Raw genomic sequence first — 18,594 nt, forward strand, 5'->3', positions numbered from 1 at the left:
CAGGCGGCTCACAGCGGCAGCTCGCTGCGTTGGGCGCGAACGAACTCGGTGACGAACGGGTCGGCGGGGCGCTCCAGCAGGTCGTCGATGCCGCCCTGCTGCACGATCGCGCCGCCGCGCATCAGCACGATCCGGTCTCCGAAGAACGCGGCTTCATGCATGTCGTGGGTCACCAATACGATGGTCTTGGACAGGGCGCGGAAGATGTCGCGCAGGTCGTCCTGCAGGCCGCGGCGGATCAGCGGGTCGAGCGCGCCGAGCGGCTCGTCGAGCAGCAGCACATCGGGATCGAGCGCCAGAGCCCGCATGATGGCGACCCGTTGCCGCTGGCCGCCGGACAACTCGCCGGGAAAGGCATCGAGGCGCTCGGCGGGAAAGCGGGTAAGGGCGGTCAGCGTATCGACCCGGTCCGCCTGCGCCTGCACGGTCCAGCCGAGATGCGCCGGCATCAGGCAAATGTTCTCGCGTGCCGTAAGATGAGGGAACAAGCCGCCATCCTGGATGACATAGCCGGTGCACCGCCGGGCCGCGGCGATCTGGCCGGCAAGCGGCGCGCCCTCGAACAGGACCTCGCCCGTATCAGGCGGCGCCAGTCCGATCAGCATGCGCAAAAGCGTCGACTTGCCGCAGCCGCTGGGGCCGATCAGCACTGTGGTGAGGCCTTCCGGAATCGCCAGCGACAACGGCCTGACCGCCTGCGCCTCGCCAAACCGTTTCGCCGCATTCCGTAATTCCAGCATGGGCGAAGTGTAGGACGCCGCAGGCGGTGCGGTCACGAAATCATGCTGCGTGCGGCCCATATCCGGCAGGGCTAGGTTTCCTGGGGCGCGCTCTCTCGGGCCAGGCCAAGCACCTCGCGGACCTTGCGGGCCATTTCCTCACGCCGATAGGGTTTGTTGAGCAGGTGCACGCCCGGGTCGAGCCGGCCGTGGTGGATAATGGCATTTTCGGTGTACCCAGAGCTGAACAGCACCGGCAGGCGCGGTTGCAGGCGCCGGGCCTCGGCGGCGAGCTGCTGGCCGTTCATACCGCCTGGCATGACCACGTCGGTGAACAGAAGGTCGAAATCCGCCACGTTCCGGAGCACCTCAAGCGCCTGCGGCCCGCTGGACACCGCGACGACGCTATACCCCAGTCCCAGCAATTGCTTCTCCACATGAACGCGGACCAGATCATCGTCCTCGACCAGGAGTATCTTGTCCGTCCCGCTTGGCGAAGCAGCGCGGGACGCGGACGCGTCTGTGCTGTGGTCGGCGTCGCGGGTGCGGGGCAGGTAGAGCCGTATGACCGTGCCCTGGCCAAGCTCGGAATATATCTTGATGTGCCCGCCAGACTGTTTGACGAAGCCGTAGACCATGGACAGGCCAAGGCCGCTGCCCTTGCCCACATCCTTGGTGGTAAAGAACGGCTCGAAAGCACGGCTGACCACATCCGGCGGCATACCGTCTCCGGTGTCAGAAACGGCGATCATCACATATTGGCCCGGCGTTACGTCCTCGTGGCTGGCGGCATAGGTGCCGTCCAGATAGGCGTTGGCGGTTTCGATGGTCAGGCGTCCTCCGCCGGGCATGGCGTCGCGGGCATTGAGGCACAGGTTGAGGACGGCGGATTCCAGCTGGCCCGCATCGACGAAGCCGCGCCACAACCCGCCGGCGCGAACCATTTCAATCTCGACCTGTTCGCCCAGAGTCCGGCGCAACAGATGATCCATGGAGCCCATGAGCGCGTTGATATCGGACACCCGCGGCTCCAGCGCCTGCCGCCTGGCGAAGGCGAGCAACCGGCGATTGAGCGCCGAACCGCGCTCGGCGGCATCCTGCATGGCGATTGCCATCTGATGCAGGTCGCCGTCCGGGGGGAGTTGTTCCGCGAGAAACTCGGCATTGCCCAGGATGACCGTCAGCAGGTTGTTGAAATCGTGCGCCACGCCGCCGGTCAGTTGTCCCAGCGTCTCAAGGCGCTGCGCCTGCCGCAGACGGGTTTCCGCCTCGATCTGCGCCGTCACGTCGCGGGCGATGTTGAAGAACAGATGGTCATCGGCAGACCACACCGAAGACCACTGGATGTATACCAGCCCGCCATTTTTCCGAAAATGCCGCTGCAGCATGGTGGTGACCTGCTGCCCCTCCCGGATTGCCATGTTATGTTGGCGCGAGTTCTCCCTGTCATCGGGATGGATCAGGTCGCCAAAATGGCGGCCGATCAGTTCGTCGGGCTCATAGCCCCAGATGTCCCTGCAGCGCGCACTCATCTCGACGCAGGTCCCGTCCGCCGTAAAGCTACAGATCGCATCGACGGAGTGATCAAGGATGCGCTGGAGTTTGACGAGCAGCGTTTCACTGTGCTGCTGGGCCAGGCGCAGGGCTTGCAGCGATTCATGCGATTCGTGAACGTCGGTCGAGGTGCCGAACCAATGGTCGACGGCGCCGTCCTTGCCAAGCACCGGAATAATCCTGATGCGGCACCAGCGATACATACTGTCGTGACGGCGCCCGCGCACCTCGATCTCGAAGGCCTCGCCATGCCGGAAAGCCGCCGCCCAGCCCTCGAGCATGGTTGCGCGGTCATCCGGATGAACAGCGTCGAGCATATCGCCGGGGCTGGCCGCCGAGCTGCCGCTATAGGCCTTGGCCTTGTCGTTGACGAAGTCGATCGAGCCATCGGCCATCGCGGTCCAGGCCATGTCCGCCATGGCGCGCGCCAATTGCCTTGATCCTGTAATCATGTCGGTCAAAAAAGAACCCCTCGCCAGTGTCCCAATATGAATGCGCGCTGGCGTACAGGGCAATGCCTAATTGATGCCGCCGACTAATTGCAAATGCAAAAGGTGGTCCGAAATTCCGGGTATTTTTTAGAGGCAAAAAACGTATTTATTATCACTGCCTTAGTAATAAAGGTGCGTCAACTTGGCGGCGGGACGATCCGTGCTGTATGTGGTGTCATGGTGTTCACGGTCCACTGTGCTCCGGCTCAGCCGCGGGCGACCTTGTCGATGAAGCGATTCACGTCCTCGGCAACCCCGGCGCGCCAGCGGAACATGTGCGCCAGCGCCAGCACCGTGCCGGCATGGCTGATGTTGGGATAGCTCTTGTACTCGGCGTGCACACCGAGTTCGGTGAGCCGGGCCTGCAGGTTCTCCGAGTTCACCGGCCAGACGATGGGGTCATTCTCGCCGCTCAGCAAGAGGGTCGGCGGCGCCTCGGCATGGGCGAATGTGATCGGCTGACTCAACTCGGAATCGATGTGGCTCCGGAAGATCTGGCCCAACTCGTGGTCCTTTTTCAGCATGGGCAGGAAATCGTAGGGCCCCGACAGCCCGACCAGGCCACGCAGCTTGCGGGCGTCGTAGCCGCGCTGACCCAGATATTCCAGGTTGAAGGCCAGCTTGGCGGCCATGAAGGCGCCCGCCGAATGCCCGAGCAGGACTATCCGGTCCGGATCGCCGCGATAGTCCTGGGCATATCGCGACGCCCAGACGACGGCGGCGGCGGCATCGTGCATGAAGGCCGGAAAGCGTACTTCGGGATAGAGGCGGTAATCCGGCACGACCACCACGTAGCCCATGGAGGCAAGGCCCTGGCCGGCGAACAGGTAATCCTCGCGGTGGCCCATGGTCCATTTGCCCCCGTAGAAGAACACCACCACGGGCAGCGGGCCAGGAATGTCCGATGGCCGATAAATGTCCAGCCGTTTGCGCTTGTGCTGGCCGTAGACGATGTTGCGGGTGATGGCGATGCGATTGGTGGGAACCGAGGCGTTCAGGACGTTGAGCGGCGTGCACACCAGCAACTGCCGACGCAGATAGCGCAGGCTGTCCTTGATCGAGATCGACGATTGCGTGCCCTTTTGCAATCCGTGCCAGCCCCATCGGCGGACGTCACGAATATGGAGGACGCCGGCCAGCCCGCCGGTCCGGCGGGCAAGAATACTCGAACTCTCACAACGGCTTCGGGTCCAATGGTCGACTCTCTGCCCTCGCTCTCTTCAACATATGGTGCATAACCGAATGCAATGAAAGAGATTTGGTTTTTTCATCCGGCCTCAGCGGGGCAAGTCAGGTTTGACGGAGGCACCCCGGGGCACCATGATCAGCGCGGGGAGACTTCAAGGGGAAAGCAAATGGCACTGGCACACGTGTTCAGTCCACTCGTGATCAACGGCGTGGAAATCAAGAACCGCGTGCTCCGGACGGCGCACGGCACCAATCTGGGCGCCGACCTGTCCGACGACCTGATCGCCTACCACGAGGCGCGGGCGCGGGGCGGTGTCGGACTGTCGCTGATCGAAGCCTCCAGCGTGCACAGGACCGGTCCCATGACCATGCACGCCTGGAGCGACGACATCATTCCGCGCTATCGGAAGCTGATGAAGTCGGTGAAGCCGCACGGCATGCGGATGTTCTCGCAAATCAACCACATGGGCTTTCTGCAGGGTCCGCCCTGGGCGCAGCCCTGGTCGGCTTCAGAGGTTCTGGCCAATCCGCTGACCGGCATGACGTCGCATTCGATGACGAAGGACGAAATCGCCGAAGTGGTCGATGCATTTGCCCAGGCGGCACGACGAGCCCTCGAGGGCGGGCTGGACGGCGTCGAGATCCATGCGGCCCACAATTTCCTGTTCCAGCAGTTCATTTCCGAGAAATTCAACCACCGCACCGATGAATATGGCGGCAGCTTCGAGAACCGCATGCGGCTGCTGATGGAGACGCTGCGTGCCGTGCGCGCCATGGTCGGGCCGAAATATCCCCTGGGTCTGCGGGTAGGGCCGAACAACGCGCCGGGCTGGCTCAATGTGGAGGAGCACCAGGACATCGTCGCACGGGTCCTGCAGGAGGATCTGATCGACTTTCTCGATGTCTCGCATGGCGCCTCCGGCAGCGCCAGCCACAAGATCATCGGCGCCATGCACGAGGATACCGGCTACGAACTGCATATGAGCGTGCCGGTGACGCAAGTGGCCAAGGGGCGCATCCCGCGCTTCGTCACGGGCCGGTTCAGGACATTGCAGGACGTGGATGACGCCATCGCGCGCGGCGATGCCGACATGGTGGGGATGACCCGCGCCCACATCGCCGATCCGGACATTGTCCGCAAGACGCTAGAAGGACGCAGCCACGAGATCAGACCGTGCATCGGCTGCAACCAGGGCTGCCTCGGCGGCCTGATGCAGGGGCGTATCGGCTGTACCGTCAACGTGACCGCAGGGCGGGAACTGACCCTGGACGAGGCGCCGCCGCCCGCGCCGGCCACAAAGGATGTGATGGTGGTCGGCGGCGGTCCGGCGGGCATGGAAGCGGCCCGAGTCGCAGCGCAGCGCGGCCACCGGGTCACGTTGGTCGAGGCGGGGCCCAGGCTCGGCGGTACGGTCCAGGTGGCGCGGCTGGCGCCCAGGCATGCCGGCATCGGCGACGTGGTCGACTGGCTGGAGGGCGAGATGGAACGGCGCGGCGTGACCGTCCTGCTCGATACCTGGGTCGAGAAGGCATTCATCGAGACCCGGCGGCCGGATGTGGTGATCCTGGCGACGGGCGCTGTGCCCCGCATGGATGGGAAACAGTCGCCGGTTCCCGATGTGGAGGTCGGCGGCGTCAGGCAGGACCATGTGGTTTCGACCGCGCAATTGTTGACCGGCCGCCACAACCAGATCGGCGGCACGGCGCTGGTGCTCGACGACGTGGGCGGCTACGAGGGCATCGGCGCCGCCGAATTCCTGGTGGAGAAAGGCGCGACGGTGACCTTCGTCACCACCAAGGAGACCTTCGCACCCAAAATGACGGTGCCCGGTGTCGCCGTGCCTGCGCTGGAGCGTCTCAACAAGGACGGGCGCTTCAGGCTGGTATCCCGGGCCTATCTGAAGGATATCGGCGCGGAAAATGCCGTGGTCGGCTCGCTGGAAGGCTGGCCCGACATGACGGTCCCGGCTGAAACGGTCGTGCTGGTGACACCCAACCGGCCCAACAATGCATTGGCCGAGGCGATCGAGGCGCTGGGAATTCCCGTCCATGTGGTGGGGGACGCCATCGAGCAGGCATTCCTGCCAGCGGCGTTCCGTACGGCCAACCTTGCCGCCCGGGCGATATAGCCCGCAGCGCTGCACGCGGCCAGGGTAGCCGTGCGGGGCGTTATTCCGGCAATTCGAGACGCGCCCGCTCGTAGCCCGACCGACCGACCAAGATGAGGAGCCAGGCGATGGCCATCATGGCGGGCAGCAGCACCAGCAGCGATTGCCGCAAACCGCCTTCGGTGAACAGGTAGTCGGTTCCCAGTGCGATTAGCAGCGGCCCGAACGCGACCCCGAAAGCGCCGTTGATCAGATAGAGCACGGCGGTCATCTGTCCCCGGAACTGGTTGGGCACGATGGCCTGCAGCGTGCTGGGAATGCTGGCGACGATGAGCGGCAGGATGAACATCAGCGCGGCCAGGCAGACCAGGCTGGCGATCGCCGAATCGACCTGGGGCCAAAGGACCAGCACGGGGATTCCCAGCGCGATGCCGATCACCATGACATTGTACCTGCCGCCGCGGCCGGAACGGGTGGCGAAGTAGTCGCTAAGATAGCCGCCCACCATGCCGCCGGGAAGACCGGCGATGATGTTGATCAGGCCCAGGGTGGTGCCGATGGTGGCGACCGAATAGCCAAAATACCGGACGTAGAGCGCCGTCATCCAGGCGACGACCGCGTAGGACACCAGCGCCACGAAGCCGGCGCCCAGCATCAGGCAGACCAGGATCGTCCGGTGCCGGCGCGAATAGCTCCAGATGGTCATGGCGACCGACGAACCGGCCGCGACATGCGGCACGGTCTCGCGCCGGGCCGGTTCGTCGACGAACAGCAGCAGCAGGGCGATCACGAAGCCCGGCAGGGCGGCGGCGAAAAAAGTGAGCTGCCAGCCATAGGTGGCGCCCAGCAGCGGCAGATCGACCTGCTCGGCGCCGGGAATCAGATTGGCCATGCCGGCGCCGATCAGGTACGAGCAGCCCGAGCCCAGGGTGATCGACATGACGATGCAGGCCATGGCCCGGCCGCGCAGCCGCGGCGGGAAATAATCGGCGATCATCGAGAACGCGGCGGGCGCGAGGCAGGCCTCGCCGATGCCGACGCCCGCGCGGGCGGCGAAGAGGGTCCAGAAATCCGTCGCCATGCCGCAGGCCAGGGTCATCACGCTCCAGGCCAGAACGCCCGCGATGACGATATTCCGGCGGTTCCGCCGGTCGACCAGCCGGCCGATGGGCAGGCCGAACAGGGCATAGAACACGACGAAAGCCATGCCCTGAAGCAGGCTGATCTGGGTGTCGGTAACGCCCAGCGTCTCGCGGACCGGCTCGCTGAGAATGTAAAGCAGGTGCCGGTCGATGAATGCGAATACCGTCGCGATCGCGAGGACGCCGACAGCCTGCCATGCCTTGGAGATCGGCGGGTAGGCGGCTTCAGCGGCGGCGCCTGATTGCGCCGTCACTCGGCGGCTGCCTGATTGGCCACGAATTCATCCCTCAGCCGGTATTTCTGGATCTTGGTGGAGGACATGGGCCATTCGGTGACGAAACGCACATGTCGCGGCACCTTGAAGCTGGCGATCCTGCCCTTGCAGAAATCGATGATTTCCTGCTCGGTGACAGTGGCGCCCGGCCGAAGTTCGATGAAGGCCGCAGGCACTTCGGCCAGGCGATCGTCGGGAACCCCGACAACCTGCACCAGCTTTACCGCCGGATGGTTGGAGATAAAGGATTCGATCTCGACGGCGGCAACGTTCTCGCCGCCGACCTTGAGCATGTCCTTCAGCCGGCCGAGGAAGAAGATCTGGCCGGAATCGTCGACCATGCCCAGGTCGCCGGTCCGGAACCATCCATCGCGAAAGGCTTCGGCGGTCTTTACCGGATCCTTGTAATAGCCGTCGAACACCGCGTAGCCCTTGATCACCAGTTCGCCGCGCGCGCCGCGGGGGACGTCTTTGCCGGTTTCGGGATCGGTGACGCGCACCTCGATGCCGGAGAACGTGGTGCCGCAAGCGCGGGTGCGGTGATCCTCGCTGTCATCCGGGTGGCCGAAGGCGACGACGCCGCACACTTCGGTAAGGCCATAGGCGGCGGTCTGGCTGGCCTGCGGGAACGCGGCCGCGAACTGCCGCATCAGGTCGGGCGGCGCTACATTGTTGATGCGTTTCACGCTGCCGAGATTTCGCGCCTTGAAGTCGGGATGATTGACCAGCGCGGCAGTGATGGTCGGGAACGCCGCGAACAGGACCGTCGCCTTCTCTGCTTCGATCAGCCGCAGCGCTTCGCCCGCCTCGAAATGGGTGGTGGTGATGAATGTGCCGCCGGCATCGAACAGGGCGGCCATGGGCAGGATGGTCGACATGTGAAACAGGGGCAGCGGGTCCCACAGGCGGTCATCCGGGCCCATCAGATATTTCTCACGGTTCATATTGATGCCGTTGCGCACCAAATGCTCGTGGGTGATGGGGCAGCCCTTCGGATTGGCCGTGGTGCCGGAGGTGTACATCATGATGCACGGGTCCTTCAGCGCAATGGCGACACGCCTGTGCTCGACGTCATCCTCGGAAGCGCCAACCTTCAGCGCCTCGAAGTCGCGCCAGCCCATGAAGCCCGCAGGCGCCGCGCCGCCATACATGATGATGCTCCACAGCAGCGGCGCGCCGCTCAGGTTCAGTCGGCGCGTATCGTTCTGGTCGTTCAGGTCTGGAAACGCCTCGCCGAGCACCGCGGCGAAGTCGGCATATTCCGAGATCAGGTCGCTGGTGAACAGGGCGACCAGATCGGCGTTCTCGATCACATAACCCATTTCATGGGCCTTGAAGCGGGCATTGATCGGTACCGCCACGATTCCCGCCAGCGCGCAGCCCAGGATCAGGTCCACATAGGGCATGCAATTGGGCATCAGGATGCCCACATGCTCGCCGGGCCGGACGCCCAGAGCGATCAGCGAGCGGGCGATTTCGTAGGCCTTGCCGACGGCCTGGCGATAGGTGCGGCGGCCTTCCGGGAACACGATGGCGTCGTTGTCCGGCCAGCGGTCGGCCGCCTTGAGCAGCAGGTCGCCGAAAGTGGTCGCCTCGATGCGATGTCGGTTCATGTCCGTCCCCGTATTCCCCGCCAAAAACAGTAGGGATGGCCGCCTGCGAAAACAACCGGCGTGCGAATGACATTGGGAATACCCATTTCTTCAGGTGGATGGTATTGGCCATGCCGTTGCTGAATGATGCTGGCTGAGCCGACATCGTCCATTATGTGTGAAGAGAGGTTGCCCGTGGTTCGCCGCGCTATCGCGTTTTCAGTCATGGCCCTGGTCGCCGCCGGTGCGGCGCACGCCCAGATCACGAGCGAATCACTCGATCCGCCGCCTGGCGGCAATTACGGCGCACCAGACGAGCCGTCCCGCCCGTCCTATGGCAGCCAGCCGCAAGCCGGACAGGGGTATGGCAGGACGGCGGACCCGGCGAACGATCCCTATGCGGATCCGTCCGCGGGCGGGGTCTATGATCCTGCCGCTGGAACAGTGCGCGGTCCGACGCGCTTGCCCGGACCGGGCGGCCCGCCGGCATACGCACCCGAGCCGCGCAGCGCGCCGCCTGCCTATGGACGCAGCGCGCCGCCTGCCTATGGACGCAGCGCGCCGGAGCCGTCATATGTGCAGGGGGCCGCTCCGGCTCAGGACGGGCAGGCAGGCGTCGGCAGCTCGTGCGACCATCTTGCCGCCGAGCTCGAGCGATTCCGCGGCCCGCCGGACAATCCCCTGCTGCCACGCGATGAAGCCTGCGCCTCGGCGCGGGCAGGCGGCGAGCCGGGAAGGCCCAATGCCGCATTCCGCCAGTGTTCGGACGATTTCTACCGGGATTACGAGCAGCAGCGCGACGAGTACCGCCGCTGCATGGAGCAGGATGCCAGCAAGGCCGAACAGCGCCTTGAGCAGCGCGCCCTGACCGTGGACGCGGCCCGCAGCGGCTATGGCGGCACCGCGCCGCAGATGGCCGGCCCCTATGCCCGCCCGGGCGCGCCCGGCTGGCTCGGCGTGCAGATCGGGGCGGTGTCGCCGCAGGCGGCCTACCGGCTCGGCGCCGAGGGCACCCAGGGCGCCTATGTGCTCAATGCGGTGCTGGGCAGCCCGGCGCAGAAGGCGGGCCTGCAGCGCGGCGACATCATCACCGGCTTCGACGGCGAGGCCATCCTGCAGCCCAAGGACCTGCAATATCAGGCGGAACGCCTGACGGCGGGCCAGACGGTGCGGCTGGAAATCCTGCGCGGCGGCCAGCGCGAGATGCTGGACGTCCAGATCACCCCGCGGCCCTGAAGGCGGGCGGGCGGTCTACTTCTCGCCCTTCACATAAAGCTCCAGCTCGTTGTGCCAGTGGCGCAGCTGCTGTTCCTGGTCCGAATAGCGGGCACCCTTGTAGCCGCGCGACTGCACCCCCTGGTGGACATAGCCCATCATGCTGGCGTCCTGGTTGATGACGTAACCCAGGCCGTCGTCGCCGTACTTGATGTGCATGCGCTCGGGCCGCACCTTGCCCGACAGGTCGGTGCCGTCTTCGACGCCCATATAGGCGGGAACCTTGTAGTTCGGGTCGTCCACCGGGCGGATCAGCACCAACAGGTCGTAGGTCATCTGCTCGGGATCCGACCGGTGCGGCCGGAAGCGCTGGATCAGCAGGCCTTCCGGATGCGCGTTGAAGGTCACGTTCGGGAAGATCGAATAGTTCCAGTCGTCGGTGAGCTGGTTATCGGTGAACTCGCTGTAATCGATGCCGCGCTTGGCCGCCCAGGCGCGCTTGGCTTCCTGGAGCACCCGACGGGCGTCGTTGGGCTGGCCCCGGAACTGCTCGGGGGTCACATCCACCTCGGACAACAGGTATTTCAGACCCTCGTTCAGCGTTTCATGGTCGTCGAGCTTGGGGCTGATCTCGCCGAATTTCAGCAGCTGGCGGCTCATGCCGTTGGGATAGGTGTCCCACTGCACCTCGCGGTCGTTGAAGAACGACAGGATCTCGGGGTGCACCGCATGGACGTGATAGACCTCGATGAATGCATCGTGGCCGATCTTCCAGTTGCAGGGCCAGGGCGTCTCCAGGTCCTTCACCACATGCATGTCGGCGAAACGGTAGGCCTTCATGTGCTCGACCAGCGGACCGATGAAGTCCAGCAGGGGCCCGGCGTTCAGGTCCATGTTGATGAAGATGAAGCCGTCCCACAATTCGCAGCGGACCTGGCTCAGCGGCGGATCGTCGGCGACAACGGCGGTGCGGAAGGTTTCGCGGTCCTGGATGTTCTTCAGGGTGCCGTCCAGGTTCCACTCCCACGAGTGGAAGGCGCATTTGAACGAGGCGGCATGGCCGAACTCGCTCATCACCAGCCGGTTGCCCCGGTGATGGCACACATTGTAATAGGCCGAAATATCGTTCGGGCCCGTGCCGTGCCGGGTCACGATGAAGCTTTCCGGGCCCAAATCGTATTTGAAGTAGTCGCCAACTTCGGGGATGTCCTTGGCGACGCCGGCCAGGGTCCAGATACGGGTCCACATATTGTCCCATTCCCGTTTGGCCCATTCCCGCGAGACATAGCGGTCGGTGGAATAGGAGCGGTCGCCGTAGTCCTGATAGGGCGCGAGCGCCTCGGGCGAACCGGGCTCTGCACCAGGATTGAGCGCAAAGCTGCGGGCGGCCGGAAAGTCCATCTTGTTCATCATACGTCCCCGTGAAGTCGTCCCCTGAAACGAGAATGGCAAATTCCGTTCCCTGATTCCAGTCGCGCGTGCTGAATACCGGCGTCGAAGTCGAGAGTCAGGTCAGGTAGCGCCGGCGCAGATACCAGATCTCGGCGATGCCCAATCCCAGCAGGATCAGGCAGACGCTCCAGAACGCCTTCGGACTTTCGGCGGACGGAATGCCGGCCACATTGATGCCGAGCAGACCGGTTAGCAGGGTGAGCGGCAGGAACACCACCGAGACCATGGACAGCAGATACATGTTGGCCTGCATGCGGTCGTTGACGCGGGCTTCCATTTCCTCGTGGATCAGCTTGCCGCGTTCGCGGATCGCGTCCAGATCGGCGACCGAGCGGCTGGCATCGTCGGCCACGTCGCTCAGCCGGCCGCGGGTCTGGACGTCGATGTCGAGTACCCGCTGGCCGGCGAGACGCGCGAGCGCCATCTGCTGCGGCGCCACGTAGCGGTGCAGCGCCACGGCGCGACGGCGCAGGCCGTTCAGGCGGGCGCGGGTGGCGGCGCTGCGGTCCTCGACCATGTCATGCTCGAGCATGTCCATGTCGTCATCGATGGCGGTGATGGCGGGTTCGACCCGCTCGATCAGCCGGTGGGTCAGCCGCGCCAGCAGCCCGCCGATCGAGGTGGGGACATGGCCGGCGGCAAGCTGTTCGCGAATGTCGCGGGTTGCCTTTATCCGGTAAAGGCGCACGGTGATCAGGCGCCGTGCCTCGATCCAGACATGGAGCGGCGTCATCTCCTCCTCGCAGGTCGGGTCCAGGTTGATGCCGCGCAGGTCGAGCATCAGCCCATTCACGAATTCGGTGCAGCGGGGCCGTGATTGCCGCGCCAGCAGGCCCTCGACGACAACGGGGTCGAGACCGCTTTCACGTGTAAGCCATTGCCGGGTATAGGCGGCGTTCTGCTGCAGATGGATCCAGACGAAGCCGCTACCTTGGCCAGCCGCGGTCAGATCGTCCCAGTCGACCAGGCGGGCGCGGCCTTGGCCGTCGAAGCGGTAAGCGGATATCAGGCCGACGCGATCCAGCATGATGCCGGTCTAGCAGTCCCTTGTTTCAGTTCCGTGACGCCCGACCACGGCCTTTCGGAGCCTGCGGTGTGAGACGGTGGGGCCGCCGCGCCGCCGCAGACCAGTGCATCAGAAAAAGTCACAAGTGATGGAACGCACAGCTGCGTTGCAGGGAAGCGGGATGGAATGCCCTTTGCACTCCGATATAACGTGCGCCTGCAACCTACCCACGGAAGGTCAATCCAATGAAAAAGATCCTGTCGCTCGCCGTTGTCGGCGCCCTCGCTGTGGCAAGTATTGGCGCCGCCCAGGCCGCCGACATCCGAGGCCGCATCGAGAAGGTCGACGTCGAGAACAACGTCATTCACCTGACCAACGGCATTGAACTGCACTATGACGACGAGGTCAACGAGGCCGACCTGACGCCGGGCAGCTCGATCCGCGCCCGGTACGAGTCGAGAAGGGGCCTGTTCGAGGTTTCCTCGCTGAAGATCACGTCGAAGAAGTAACAGGGCCGGTTTCACGGCCAGGAAAGGGCGCGCTTCGGCGCGCCCTTTTTGATTCAGCGCGGCTCTTCCGCCGGGTTGGCCTTGATCTTCGACATGGGCGTGGGCTCGTCGAAGCAGACCATCAGCACCATCGGGCCATCCGACGCGGCCGCGTGCAGTGTTTTCGCCGGGACGATACAGAGATCGCCGCCCTTGAGGTCGTAGCGGATGCCGGCATCCTCGTCGAAGACACTGATGGTGCCTTCCAGCAGGAACAGGTGATTGTTGTAGGGGTGCCAGTGCGGCGCTTCGCGCTGCAGTGCCTTTTCATGCACCGACGTCAACGGCCAGAGCCTGCGGGCCTTGAGCTGGTCGTAAACGCCTTCGAGCCCGGAAAAGCAGTTCCGTTCCACAGTCATCGCCATTGCGAACCTCCCCGTTGCAAGCGGTCCAGCCTAGCGCGCCTCACGCCGCAATGAAATCGGCAACGCCGCATTTCTTCGCGTTGACCGGGCACGAAGTGTGCGCCTAACGTCAGGTACGCCAAAACGGGGACATCATGACAGCATCAAGACCCATACCGCCCGAAGCCGAGATCGCCGGCATCGTTGGCCACACCTTTCCAGGCGGCACCTATACCGTCGAGCACTGGGAAAACTTTCTGCTGACCGAATGCACCGGCGCCGATCTGCTGCCAGGCGGGATGGTGCATCCCGTGGTGCTGTTCCACATGCCGATCCTGGGCAGCAAGACCACCATCGGCGAGATGTTCGCCCTGGGGCAGGCCGAGTCCGATTTCTCCATCGGCATCGAGAGCTATGACTGGGAAATGTTCGTGCCGCTGAAGGAGGATGTGCCCTACAACATCTCGGGCAAGATCATCTCGGCCTCGCGCCACACCTCGCGCAACGACCGGCTCTACGACCGCATCCAGTTCCAGTTCGAGGTGGCGCAGGCCGACGGCACCCTGGCGGCGCGGACCACGATTACCTGGCATTACCGGAGGGGCCTGCTGTGAACGTCAAGACAGGCGACAGGATTCCCGACTGGGTGATGGAAAGCGTGCGGCCCGAGCGGATGCGCACCATGGCCGCCATCCTTCGCGATCCCAACCCGGTGCACTGGGACCGCAATTCGGTGGACGCGCTGGGCTTCGGGCAACACACCATCAACCAGGGTCCGCTGGGCCTCAGCTACATGATCAACATGCTGCATGAATGGGCCGGTCCCGGCGCCATAAAGCGCCTGGTGATGACCTTTCCCATGGCCGTGCTGGACGGCGACCATATCACCGCCAAGGGCGTGGTGACCGGGGTGCGCGAGGAGGGCGGCGTGACGCTGGCCGAGTGCGACATCTGGCTGGAGCGGCCGGGCACCGAGCCGCCGCTCAAGGGCACCGCGACCGTAGCCCTGCCGGGCTAAAAAATATTCATGGATGCTGGTTCGGTGCTTCCCTTTGGCGCCGTTTTGCCGCATGAGTCGGGCAGACACCAATCCAGGGAGACGTCATGGTCGATTTCCGCAAATCCTATCCGCTGTTCCAGGAGGCCTATCTGGTCAACGACCTGGAAGAGTCGATCGTGAAATGGAGCCGGCTGTTCGGCGCCGGCCCGTTCCGCATGGTCCCGCACCACAAGACCGTGAAGTTCGAATACCGCGGCACGGACACCGAGGCCGACGTGTCCTATGCGTTCGGCTATCTCGGCGACATGATGATCCAGTTCATCCAGCAGCATGACGACAAGCCGTCGATCTACCGCGACATGTACAAGAAGGGCGAGGAGGGGTTCCACCACGTCGCCACGCTGGTCCACGACTTCGAGGGCGAGTTCAAGCGGTGGCAGGACATGGGCTTCGAAAGCGCCTGCCGGCTCTACGCCGACGAGGTCGACGCCTGCTATTTCGACACCCGCTCGGTCAATGGCGGCTTCACCGAACTGCACGGCGATCCGCCGCACCTGATGGGCCGCTGGATGGCGATGCACCGTGCCCACGAACTCTGGCGTCCGGGCGACAGCCCGTTCCTGACCCTGTAGGAGGCGATCATGGCTGACCCACGCAACGGTTACCCGATGTTCCAGCAGGCCTATTTCGTCAACGACGTCGAGGCGCACGCGAAGAAGTGGAGCGAGCTTTATGGCGCCGGCCCGTTCCGCATCGCGGCGCACCACAAGACCGACAGTTTCGAGTACCGCGGCCAGGATATCGAGGCCGACGTGTCCTATGCGTTCGGTTACCTCGGCGACATCATGATCCAGTTTATCCAGCAGCATGACGAGAAGCCGTCCATCTACCGCGACATGTACAAGAAGGGCGAGGAGGGTTTCCATCATGTGGCTTTCCTGGCCCGCGACTTCGAGGGCGAGTTCAAGCGCCTCGAGGACATGGGCTTCGACTGCGCCACCCGTCTGCATGCCGACAATGTGGACGCGGCCTATTTCGACACGCGCTCGGTCAATGGCTGCTTCACCGAGGTCCATGGCGATCCCCCGCAGGCGATGCGCGAGCGCTGGACGGCGTTGAAGCGGGCGCACCAGCTTTGGAAGCCGGGCGACAGCCCGTTCGTCGACATCCGCTGACCCGGTTTCGCTTGGCGGCTTGCCGGTGATATGGTTTTCGCGCCGCGGGCGATGGTCCGCGGCGCAGCCATATTGGGGAGAGGCGCATGGGAACCGTGAACGTCGAACAGGATCTGCCGGTGCCGGCGGACAAGGTCTGGAAGGTGCTGGCCGATTTCGCCGGCTTTCTGGAATGGACCGGCACGGACCCCGCGCGCACCATCGAGATCACCGGCGGCCCAGGCGTCGGCATGACCCGCCACCTGACCCTGCCCGGCATCGGCACCATGGCCGAGCGGCTCGACACACTGGATCATGGCACCCGCACCCAGGTCTACACGCTGGTCGCCGGCAAGCCGATCGGCATGGGCCAGTACAGGGCCACGGTGGTGGTCAGCGACCGGCCCGGCGGCTGCCGGCTGAACTGGACAGGCGTATTCGAGGCGGCGCCCGGCGCCGATGAGGCTGAGGTCGCGAAGCTGCTGGAAGGCTCCTATACGGGCATGTCGCAGGCGCTGGCCGCTGCGGCCGTACTCTAGGCCCCATGGCTGCCATTCCGGTCACCAACTCGATTTCGATCGACGACAGCGAGCTTGACGAGAGCTTCATCCGCGCCGGCGGGCCGGGTGGCCAGAACGTCAACAAGGTGGCGACGGCGGTGCAGCTGCGCTTCGACGTGCGCCGCTCGCCCTCGCTGCCCAACGACGTGGCCGTGCGGCTGATCGCGCTGGCCGGCAGCCGGGTGACCCAGGACGGCGTGCTGGTGATCACCGCCCAGAGCTACCGCACCCAGGAACGCAACCGCGCCGACGCGCGCGAGCGGCTGCTGGACCTGATCCGCAAGGCGTCAGTCCCGCCGGTCAAGCGGCGGGCCACCAAGCCGAGCAAGGCCGCGAAGGAAAGGCGGCGCGAAGGAAAGGCCCAGCGTTCCGGCGTGAAGAGCCTGCGCGGCAAGGTGCGGGACGAATAGCATTCCCCGGCTGAGATGACGCCAAATGGATGCATCGAGCCCGATCCGCCGGTGTCCTACGTGCCGGATTGTGCGTGGCCGTCTGGGATGCCTTCGCCGGAATGAGGGTTATGGTGCGCCAAATCCGGCGAATGGCTCGACTTGCGCATAGCCGATTTCCTTGCCGAAATGCTGGCTGAGGACACCGAACCAGGCGGTCTTCAGCCTGTCCTCGAAACCCGCCGGCAGCGGCTCCACGCCGTCGCGGGTGATCATGCGCCAGTAGGGTGGCCGCTGGTCGGGGTCGATTTCGTCGACCCGGCAGGTCGCCAGCAGGATGTGGTCGATGGCGGGCCATTCGTCCGACGCGTGAAAGGCGCGGGAGATGAAATAGAGGACAATGGCCGGGTCGATCGGTACGCCGAGTGGCAGCACATAAGCGAGCAGGCCGCCCGCCGTGCGCATGCCGAAGTCGATCCGCGACTGCTTGATCTGCTTGTTGGCGGCGATCAGCCCAGCCGGCAGGTTGAGGGTGACCACGCGCCGAAGCTGTTCGATGCCATCGGCCGGCAGGTCGGCGGTGTTGATCTGGCCGCGGCCCGTCACCAGCGGGGTTTCGTAGGTGAACAGCCAGCGATTGTACATGTCGTAGAGGCTGGAGACGAACTGCTCGGCGCCGAGCTGGTCGTCGTAGAGCATCCGTACCTCGGCGATGATGCCTTCGGGGCGGAAGTTCACGTCGGCCTGCTTGCCGGTGGGCTTGTTACCGGTGATGGCATACGGCGTCTTGCCGCCCGCCTTTTCAAGGGCGAGCACCATGGCGTCGTGGAGTTGGTCCATCCTCATCCGCGGTCCGTCTGGGCCAGCCGGCTCATCTGGCTGGGATAGCGCTCGCCGACCGCCGCGCCGACGGGGAACAGGGTCTCGAGCTCGTCCATGGTGGCCTTGTCCATGGGAATGTCGAGGGCGCCGACATTCTCTTCCAGGATTTCGACCCGCTTGGTGCCCGGGATCGGCGTGATGTCGTCGCCCTTGGCCATCACCCAGGCCAGCGCAAGCTGCGCGGACGTGCAGTGCTTCGACAGCGCGATCTGGCGCAGGCGGGTGACCAGCGCCAGGTTCTTCTCGAAATTGCCCTGGGTAAAGCGCGGCAGGAACGAGCGCATGTCGCCCTTGGCGAACTGGGTGGCCGGGGTCAGCGTGCCGGTCAGCATGCCCCGGCCCAGCGGGCTGAAAGGAATGAAGGCGACGCCCAACTCGCGGCAGGTTTCGATGATCCCGCCCTCGGGCTCGCGGTTCCAGAGCGAATATTCGGACTGTACCGCCGAGATCGGGTGAATGCGGTGGGCGCGGCGCAACGTGTCCGAGTTTACTTCACACAGGCCGATGGCGCGCACCAGCCCGCTGGTCACCAGCGCGCCCATGACGTCGACCGTGTGCTCGATGGGCACGTTGGGATCGACCCGGTGAGCGTAATAGAGGTCGATATAGTCGGTGCCGAGCCGCTGGAGGCTTTCCTCGCAGCGGGCGCGGACCACTTCAGGCCGGCCATCGACCGACAGCGCGCCCTTCTCGCCGGGGACGAAGCCGAACTTGGTGCAAATCTGGACCTGGTCGCGCACAGGCCCGAGCACCCGGCCGATCAGTTCCTCATTGTGGCCGTTGCCGTAGACATTGGCCGTGTCGAGGAATGTGACCCCCATCTCGACGGCGCGGCGCAGGGTCATTTCCGCCTGGCCCTCTTCGGGCGTACCATAGGCGGCCGACATGCTCATGCACCCCAGGCCCAGGCGCGAAATCTCAACATCGGAAAATGGTAATTTGCGACGGTTCATCGGTACTTCCTTGTGTCGTGCT

19 protein-coding genes are annotated in these 18,594 nt (G+C 64.7%); 9 read left to right on the top strand and 10 right to left on the bottom strand.

Features of this window, described 5'->3' with window-relative positions; translation table 11 throughout:
• Window positions 1-8: 8 nt before the first annotated feature.
• The 3 genes from WJU21_RS15560 to WJU21_RS15570 all read right to left on the bottom strand — a co-directional run bounded on the left by WJU21_RS15560 (window position 9) and on the right by WJU21_RS15570 (window position 3,852).
• Window positions 9-740 (bottom strand): ATP-binding cassette domain-containing protein, encoded by a 732-nt coding sequence (locus WJU21_RS15560; RefSeq protein ID WP_346324460.1) that lies wholly within the window; start codon window positions 738-740, stop codon window positions 9-11.
• Between the two features lie 71 nt (window positions 741-811).
• Complete coding sequence (locus WJU21_RS15565; RefSeq protein ID WP_346324461.1) at window positions 812-2,725, bottom strand: PAS domain S-box protein; 1,914 nt, start codon at window positions 2,723-2,725, stop codon at window positions 812-814.
• Between the two features lie 245 nt (window positions 2,726-2,970).
• On the bottom strand, window positions 2,971-3,852 hold the full coding sequence (locus WJU21_RS15570) for an alpha/beta hydrolase (RefSeq protein WP_346324368.1): 882 nt from the start codon (window positions 3,850-3,852) through the stop codon (window positions 2,971-2,973).
• Window positions 3,853-4,119: 267 nt separating this feature from the next.
• Here WJU21_RS15570 and WJU21_RS15575 point away from each other — a divergent pair, with 267 nt between their 5' ends.
• Window positions 4,120-6,081: an FAD-dependent oxidoreductase gene (locus tag WJU21_RS15575; RefSeq protein WP_346324369.1), complete on the top strand. Its 1,962-nt coding sequence runs from the start codon at window positions 4,120-4,122 to the stop codon at window positions 6,079-6,081.
• A 40-nt stretch (window positions 6,082-6,121) separates the two neighbouring features.
• Here WJU21_RS15575 and WJU21_RS15580 read toward each other — a convergent pair whose 3' ends face one another.
• Window positions 6,122-7,456, bottom strand: coding sequence for an MFS transporter (locus WJU21_RS15580; RefSeq protein WP_346324370.1), 1,335 nt, complete (start codon window positions 7,454-7,456; stop codon window positions 6,122-6,124).
• Entirely contained in the window at window positions 7,453-9,090 is a 1,638-nt protein-coding gene (locus WJU21_RS15585) for an AMP-binding protein (protein ID WP_346324371.1), read from the bottom strand. The genes WJU21_RS15580 and WJU21_RS15585 overlap by 4 nt, the downstream gene beginning before the upstream one ends.
• A gap of 174 nt (window positions 9,091-9,264) precedes the next feature.
• Here WJU21_RS15585 and WJU21_RS15590 point away from each other — a divergent pair, with 174 nt between their 5' ends.
• Complete coding sequence (locus WJU21_RS15590; RefSeq protein ID WP_346324372.1) at window positions 9,265-10,305, top strand: PDZ domain-containing protein; 1,041 nt, start codon at window positions 9,265-9,267, stop codon at window positions 10,303-10,305.
• 15 nt (window positions 10,306-10,320) lie between these two features.
• Here WJU21_RS15590 and WJU21_RS15595 read toward each other — a convergent pair whose 3' ends face one another.
• Window positions 10,321-11,694 (bottom strand): aromatic ring-hydroxylating dioxygenase subunit alpha, encoded by a 1,374-nt coding sequence (locus tag WJU21_RS15595; protein WP_346324373.1) that lies wholly within the window; start codon window positions 11,692-11,694, stop codon window positions 10,321-10,323.
• A gap of 97 nt (window positions 11,695-11,791) precedes the next feature.
• Window positions 11,792-12,763, bottom strand: coding sequence for a CorA family divalent cation transporter (locus tag WJU21_RS15600; protein WP_346324374.1), 972 nt, complete (start codon window positions 12,761-12,763; stop codon window positions 11,792-11,794).
• Between the two features lie 224 nt (window positions 12,764-12,987).
• On the opposite strand from WJU21_RS15600, the gene WJU21_RS15605 reads away from it, so the two are divergent.
• Window positions 12,988-13,251 (top strand): hypothetical protein, encoded by a 264-nt coding sequence (locus tag WJU21_RS15605; protein WP_346324375.1) that lies wholly within the window; start codon window positions 12,988-12,990, stop codon window positions 13,249-13,251.
• A 53-nt stretch (window positions 13,252-13,304) separates the two neighbouring features.
• Here the strand turns inward: WJU21_RS15605 and WJU21_RS15610 are convergent, their stop codons facing one another.
• Window positions 13,305-13,655 (bottom strand): cupin domain-containing protein, encoded by a 351-nt coding sequence (locus WJU21_RS15610; protein ID WP_346324376.1) that lies wholly within the window; start codon window positions 13,653-13,655, stop codon window positions 13,305-13,307.
• 134 nt (window positions 13,656-13,789) lie between these two features.
• Between WJU21_RS15610 and WJU21_RS15615 the strand changes: the two genes are divergently transcribed.
• From WJU21_RS15615 to arfB, 6 genes are all read left to right on the top strand, one after another.
• Window positions 13,790-14,248: a hypothetical protein gene (locus tag WJU21_RS15615; protein ID WP_346324377.1), complete on the top strand. Its 459-nt coding sequence runs from the start codon at window positions 13,790-13,792 to the stop codon at window positions 14,246-14,248.
• Window positions 14,245-14,652, top strand: coding sequence for a MaoC/PaaZ C-terminal domain-containing protein (locus WJU21_RS15620; RefSeq protein WP_346324378.1), 408 nt, complete (start codon window positions 14,245-14,247; stop codon window positions 14,650-14,652). The genes WJU21_RS15615 and WJU21_RS15620 overlap by 4 nt, the downstream gene beginning before the upstream one ends.
• An 86-nt stretch (window positions 14,653-14,738) precedes the next feature.
• The gene (locus WJU21_RS15625; protein ID WP_346324379.1) at window positions 14,739-15,266 is read left to right on the top strand and encodes a VOC family protein; all 528 of its coding nucleotides are present in this window, start codon (window positions 14,739-14,741) and stop codon (window positions 15,264-15,266) included.
• Window positions 15,267-15,275: 9 nt separating this feature from the next.
• The gene (locus WJU21_RS15630; RefSeq protein WP_346324380.1) at window positions 15,276-15,809 is read left to right on the top strand and encodes a VOC family protein; all 534 of its coding nucleotides are present in this window, start codon (window positions 15,276-15,278) and stop codon (window positions 15,807-15,809) included.
• An 86-nt stretch (window positions 15,810-15,895) separates the two neighbouring features.
• On the top strand, window positions 15,896-16,327 hold the full coding sequence (locus tag WJU21_RS15635; RefSeq protein ID WP_346324381.1) for an SRPBCC family protein: 432 nt from the start codon (window positions 15,896-15,898) through the stop codon (window positions 16,325-16,327).
• Between the two features lie 5 nt (window positions 16,328-16,332).
• Complete coding sequence (arfB, locus tag WJU21_RS15640; RefSeq protein ID WP_346324382.1) at window positions 16,333-16,758, top strand: alternative ribosome rescue aminoacyl-tRNA hydrolase ArfB; 426 nt, start codon at window positions 16,333-16,335, stop codon at window positions 16,756-16,758.
• A gap of 108 nt (window positions 16,759-16,866) precedes the next feature.
• On the opposite strand, the gene WJU21_RS15645 is transcribed toward arfB, so the two are convergent.
• Both WJU21_RS15645 and WJU21_RS15650 read right to left on the bottom strand, forming a co-directional pair.
• Window positions 16,867-17,577: a hypothetical protein gene (locus WJU21_RS15645; protein WP_346324383.1), complete on the bottom strand. Its 711-nt coding sequence runs from the start codon at window positions 17,575-17,577 to the stop codon at window positions 16,867-16,869.
• A gap of 2 nt (window positions 17,578-17,579) precedes the next feature.
• Complete coding sequence (locus WJU21_RS15650; RefSeq protein ID WP_346324384.1) at window positions 17,580-18,572, bottom strand: aldo/keto reductase; 993 nt, start codon at window positions 18,570-18,572, stop codon at window positions 17,580-17,582.
• Between the last annotated feature and the right edge of the window lie 22 nt (window positions 18,573-18,594).

The organism is Emcibacter sp. SYSU 3D8 (genome assembly GCF_039655875.1).
Lineage (GTDB): Bacteria > Pseudomonadota > Alphaproteobacteria > SMXS01 > SMXS01 > RI-34.

Bases quoted from the DNA above. Each gene is read 5' to 3' on its own strand.
- WJU21_RS15625 (WP_346324379.1), top strand. From the start codon at position 14,739: ATGGTCGATTTCCGCAAATCCTATCCGCTGTTCCAGGAGGCCTATCTG.
- WJU21_RS15600 (WP_346324374.1), bottom strand. From the start codon at position 12,763: ATGCTGGATCGCGTCGGCCTGATATCCGCTTACCGCTTCGACGGCCAA.
- WJU21_RS15650 (WP_346324384.1), bottom strand. From the start codon at position 18,572: ATGAACCGTCGCAAATTACCATTTTCCGATGTTGAGATTTCGCGCCTG.
- WJU21_RS15605 (WP_346324375.1), top strand. From the start codon at position 12,988: ATGAAAAAGATCCTGTCGCTCGCCGTTGTCGGCGCCCTCGCTGTGGCA.
- WJU21_RS15615 (WP_346324377.1), top strand. From the start codon at position 13,790: ATGACAGCATCAAGACCCATACCGCCCGAAGCCGAGATCGCCGGCATC.
- WJU21_RS15565 (WP_346324461.1), bottom strand. From the start codon at position 2,725: ATGATTACAGGATCAAGGCAATTGGCGCGCGCCATGGCGGACATGGCC.
- WJU21_RS15645 (WP_346324383.1), bottom strand. From the start codon at position 17,577: ATGGACCAACTCCACGACGCCATGGTGCTCGCCCTTGAAAAGGCGGGC.
- WJU21_RS15630 (WP_346324380.1), top strand. From the start codon at position 15,276: ATGGCTGACCCACGCAACGGTTACCCGATGTTCCAGCAGGCCTATTTC.
- WJU21_RS15575 (WP_346324369.1), top strand. From the start codon at position 4,120: ATGGCACTGGCACACGTGTTCAGTCCACTCGTGATCAACGGCGTGGAA.
- WJU21_RS15585 (WP_346324371.1), bottom strand. From the start codon at position 9,090: ATGAACCGACATCGCATCGAGGCGACCACTTTCGGCGACCTGCTGCTC.
- WJU21_RS15560 (WP_346324460.1), bottom strand. From the start codon at position 740: ATGCTGGAATTACGGAATGCGGCGAAACGGTTTGGCGAGGCGCAGGCG.
- WJU21_RS15635 (WP_346324381.1), top strand. From the start codon at position 15,896: ATGGGAACCGTGAACGTCGAACAGGATCTGCCGGTGCCGGCGGACAAG.
- arfB (WP_346324382.1), top strand. From the start codon at position 16,333: ATGGCTGCCATTCCGGTCACCAACTCGATTTCGATCGACGACAGCGAG.
- WJU21_RS15595 (WP_346324373.1), bottom strand. From the start codon at position 11,694: ATGAACAAGATGGACTTTCCGGCCGCCCGCAGCTTTGCGCTCAATCCT.
- WJU21_RS15610 (WP_346324376.1), bottom strand. From the start codon at position 13,655: ATGGCGATGACTGTGGAACGGAACTGCTTTTCCGGGCTCGAAGGCGTT.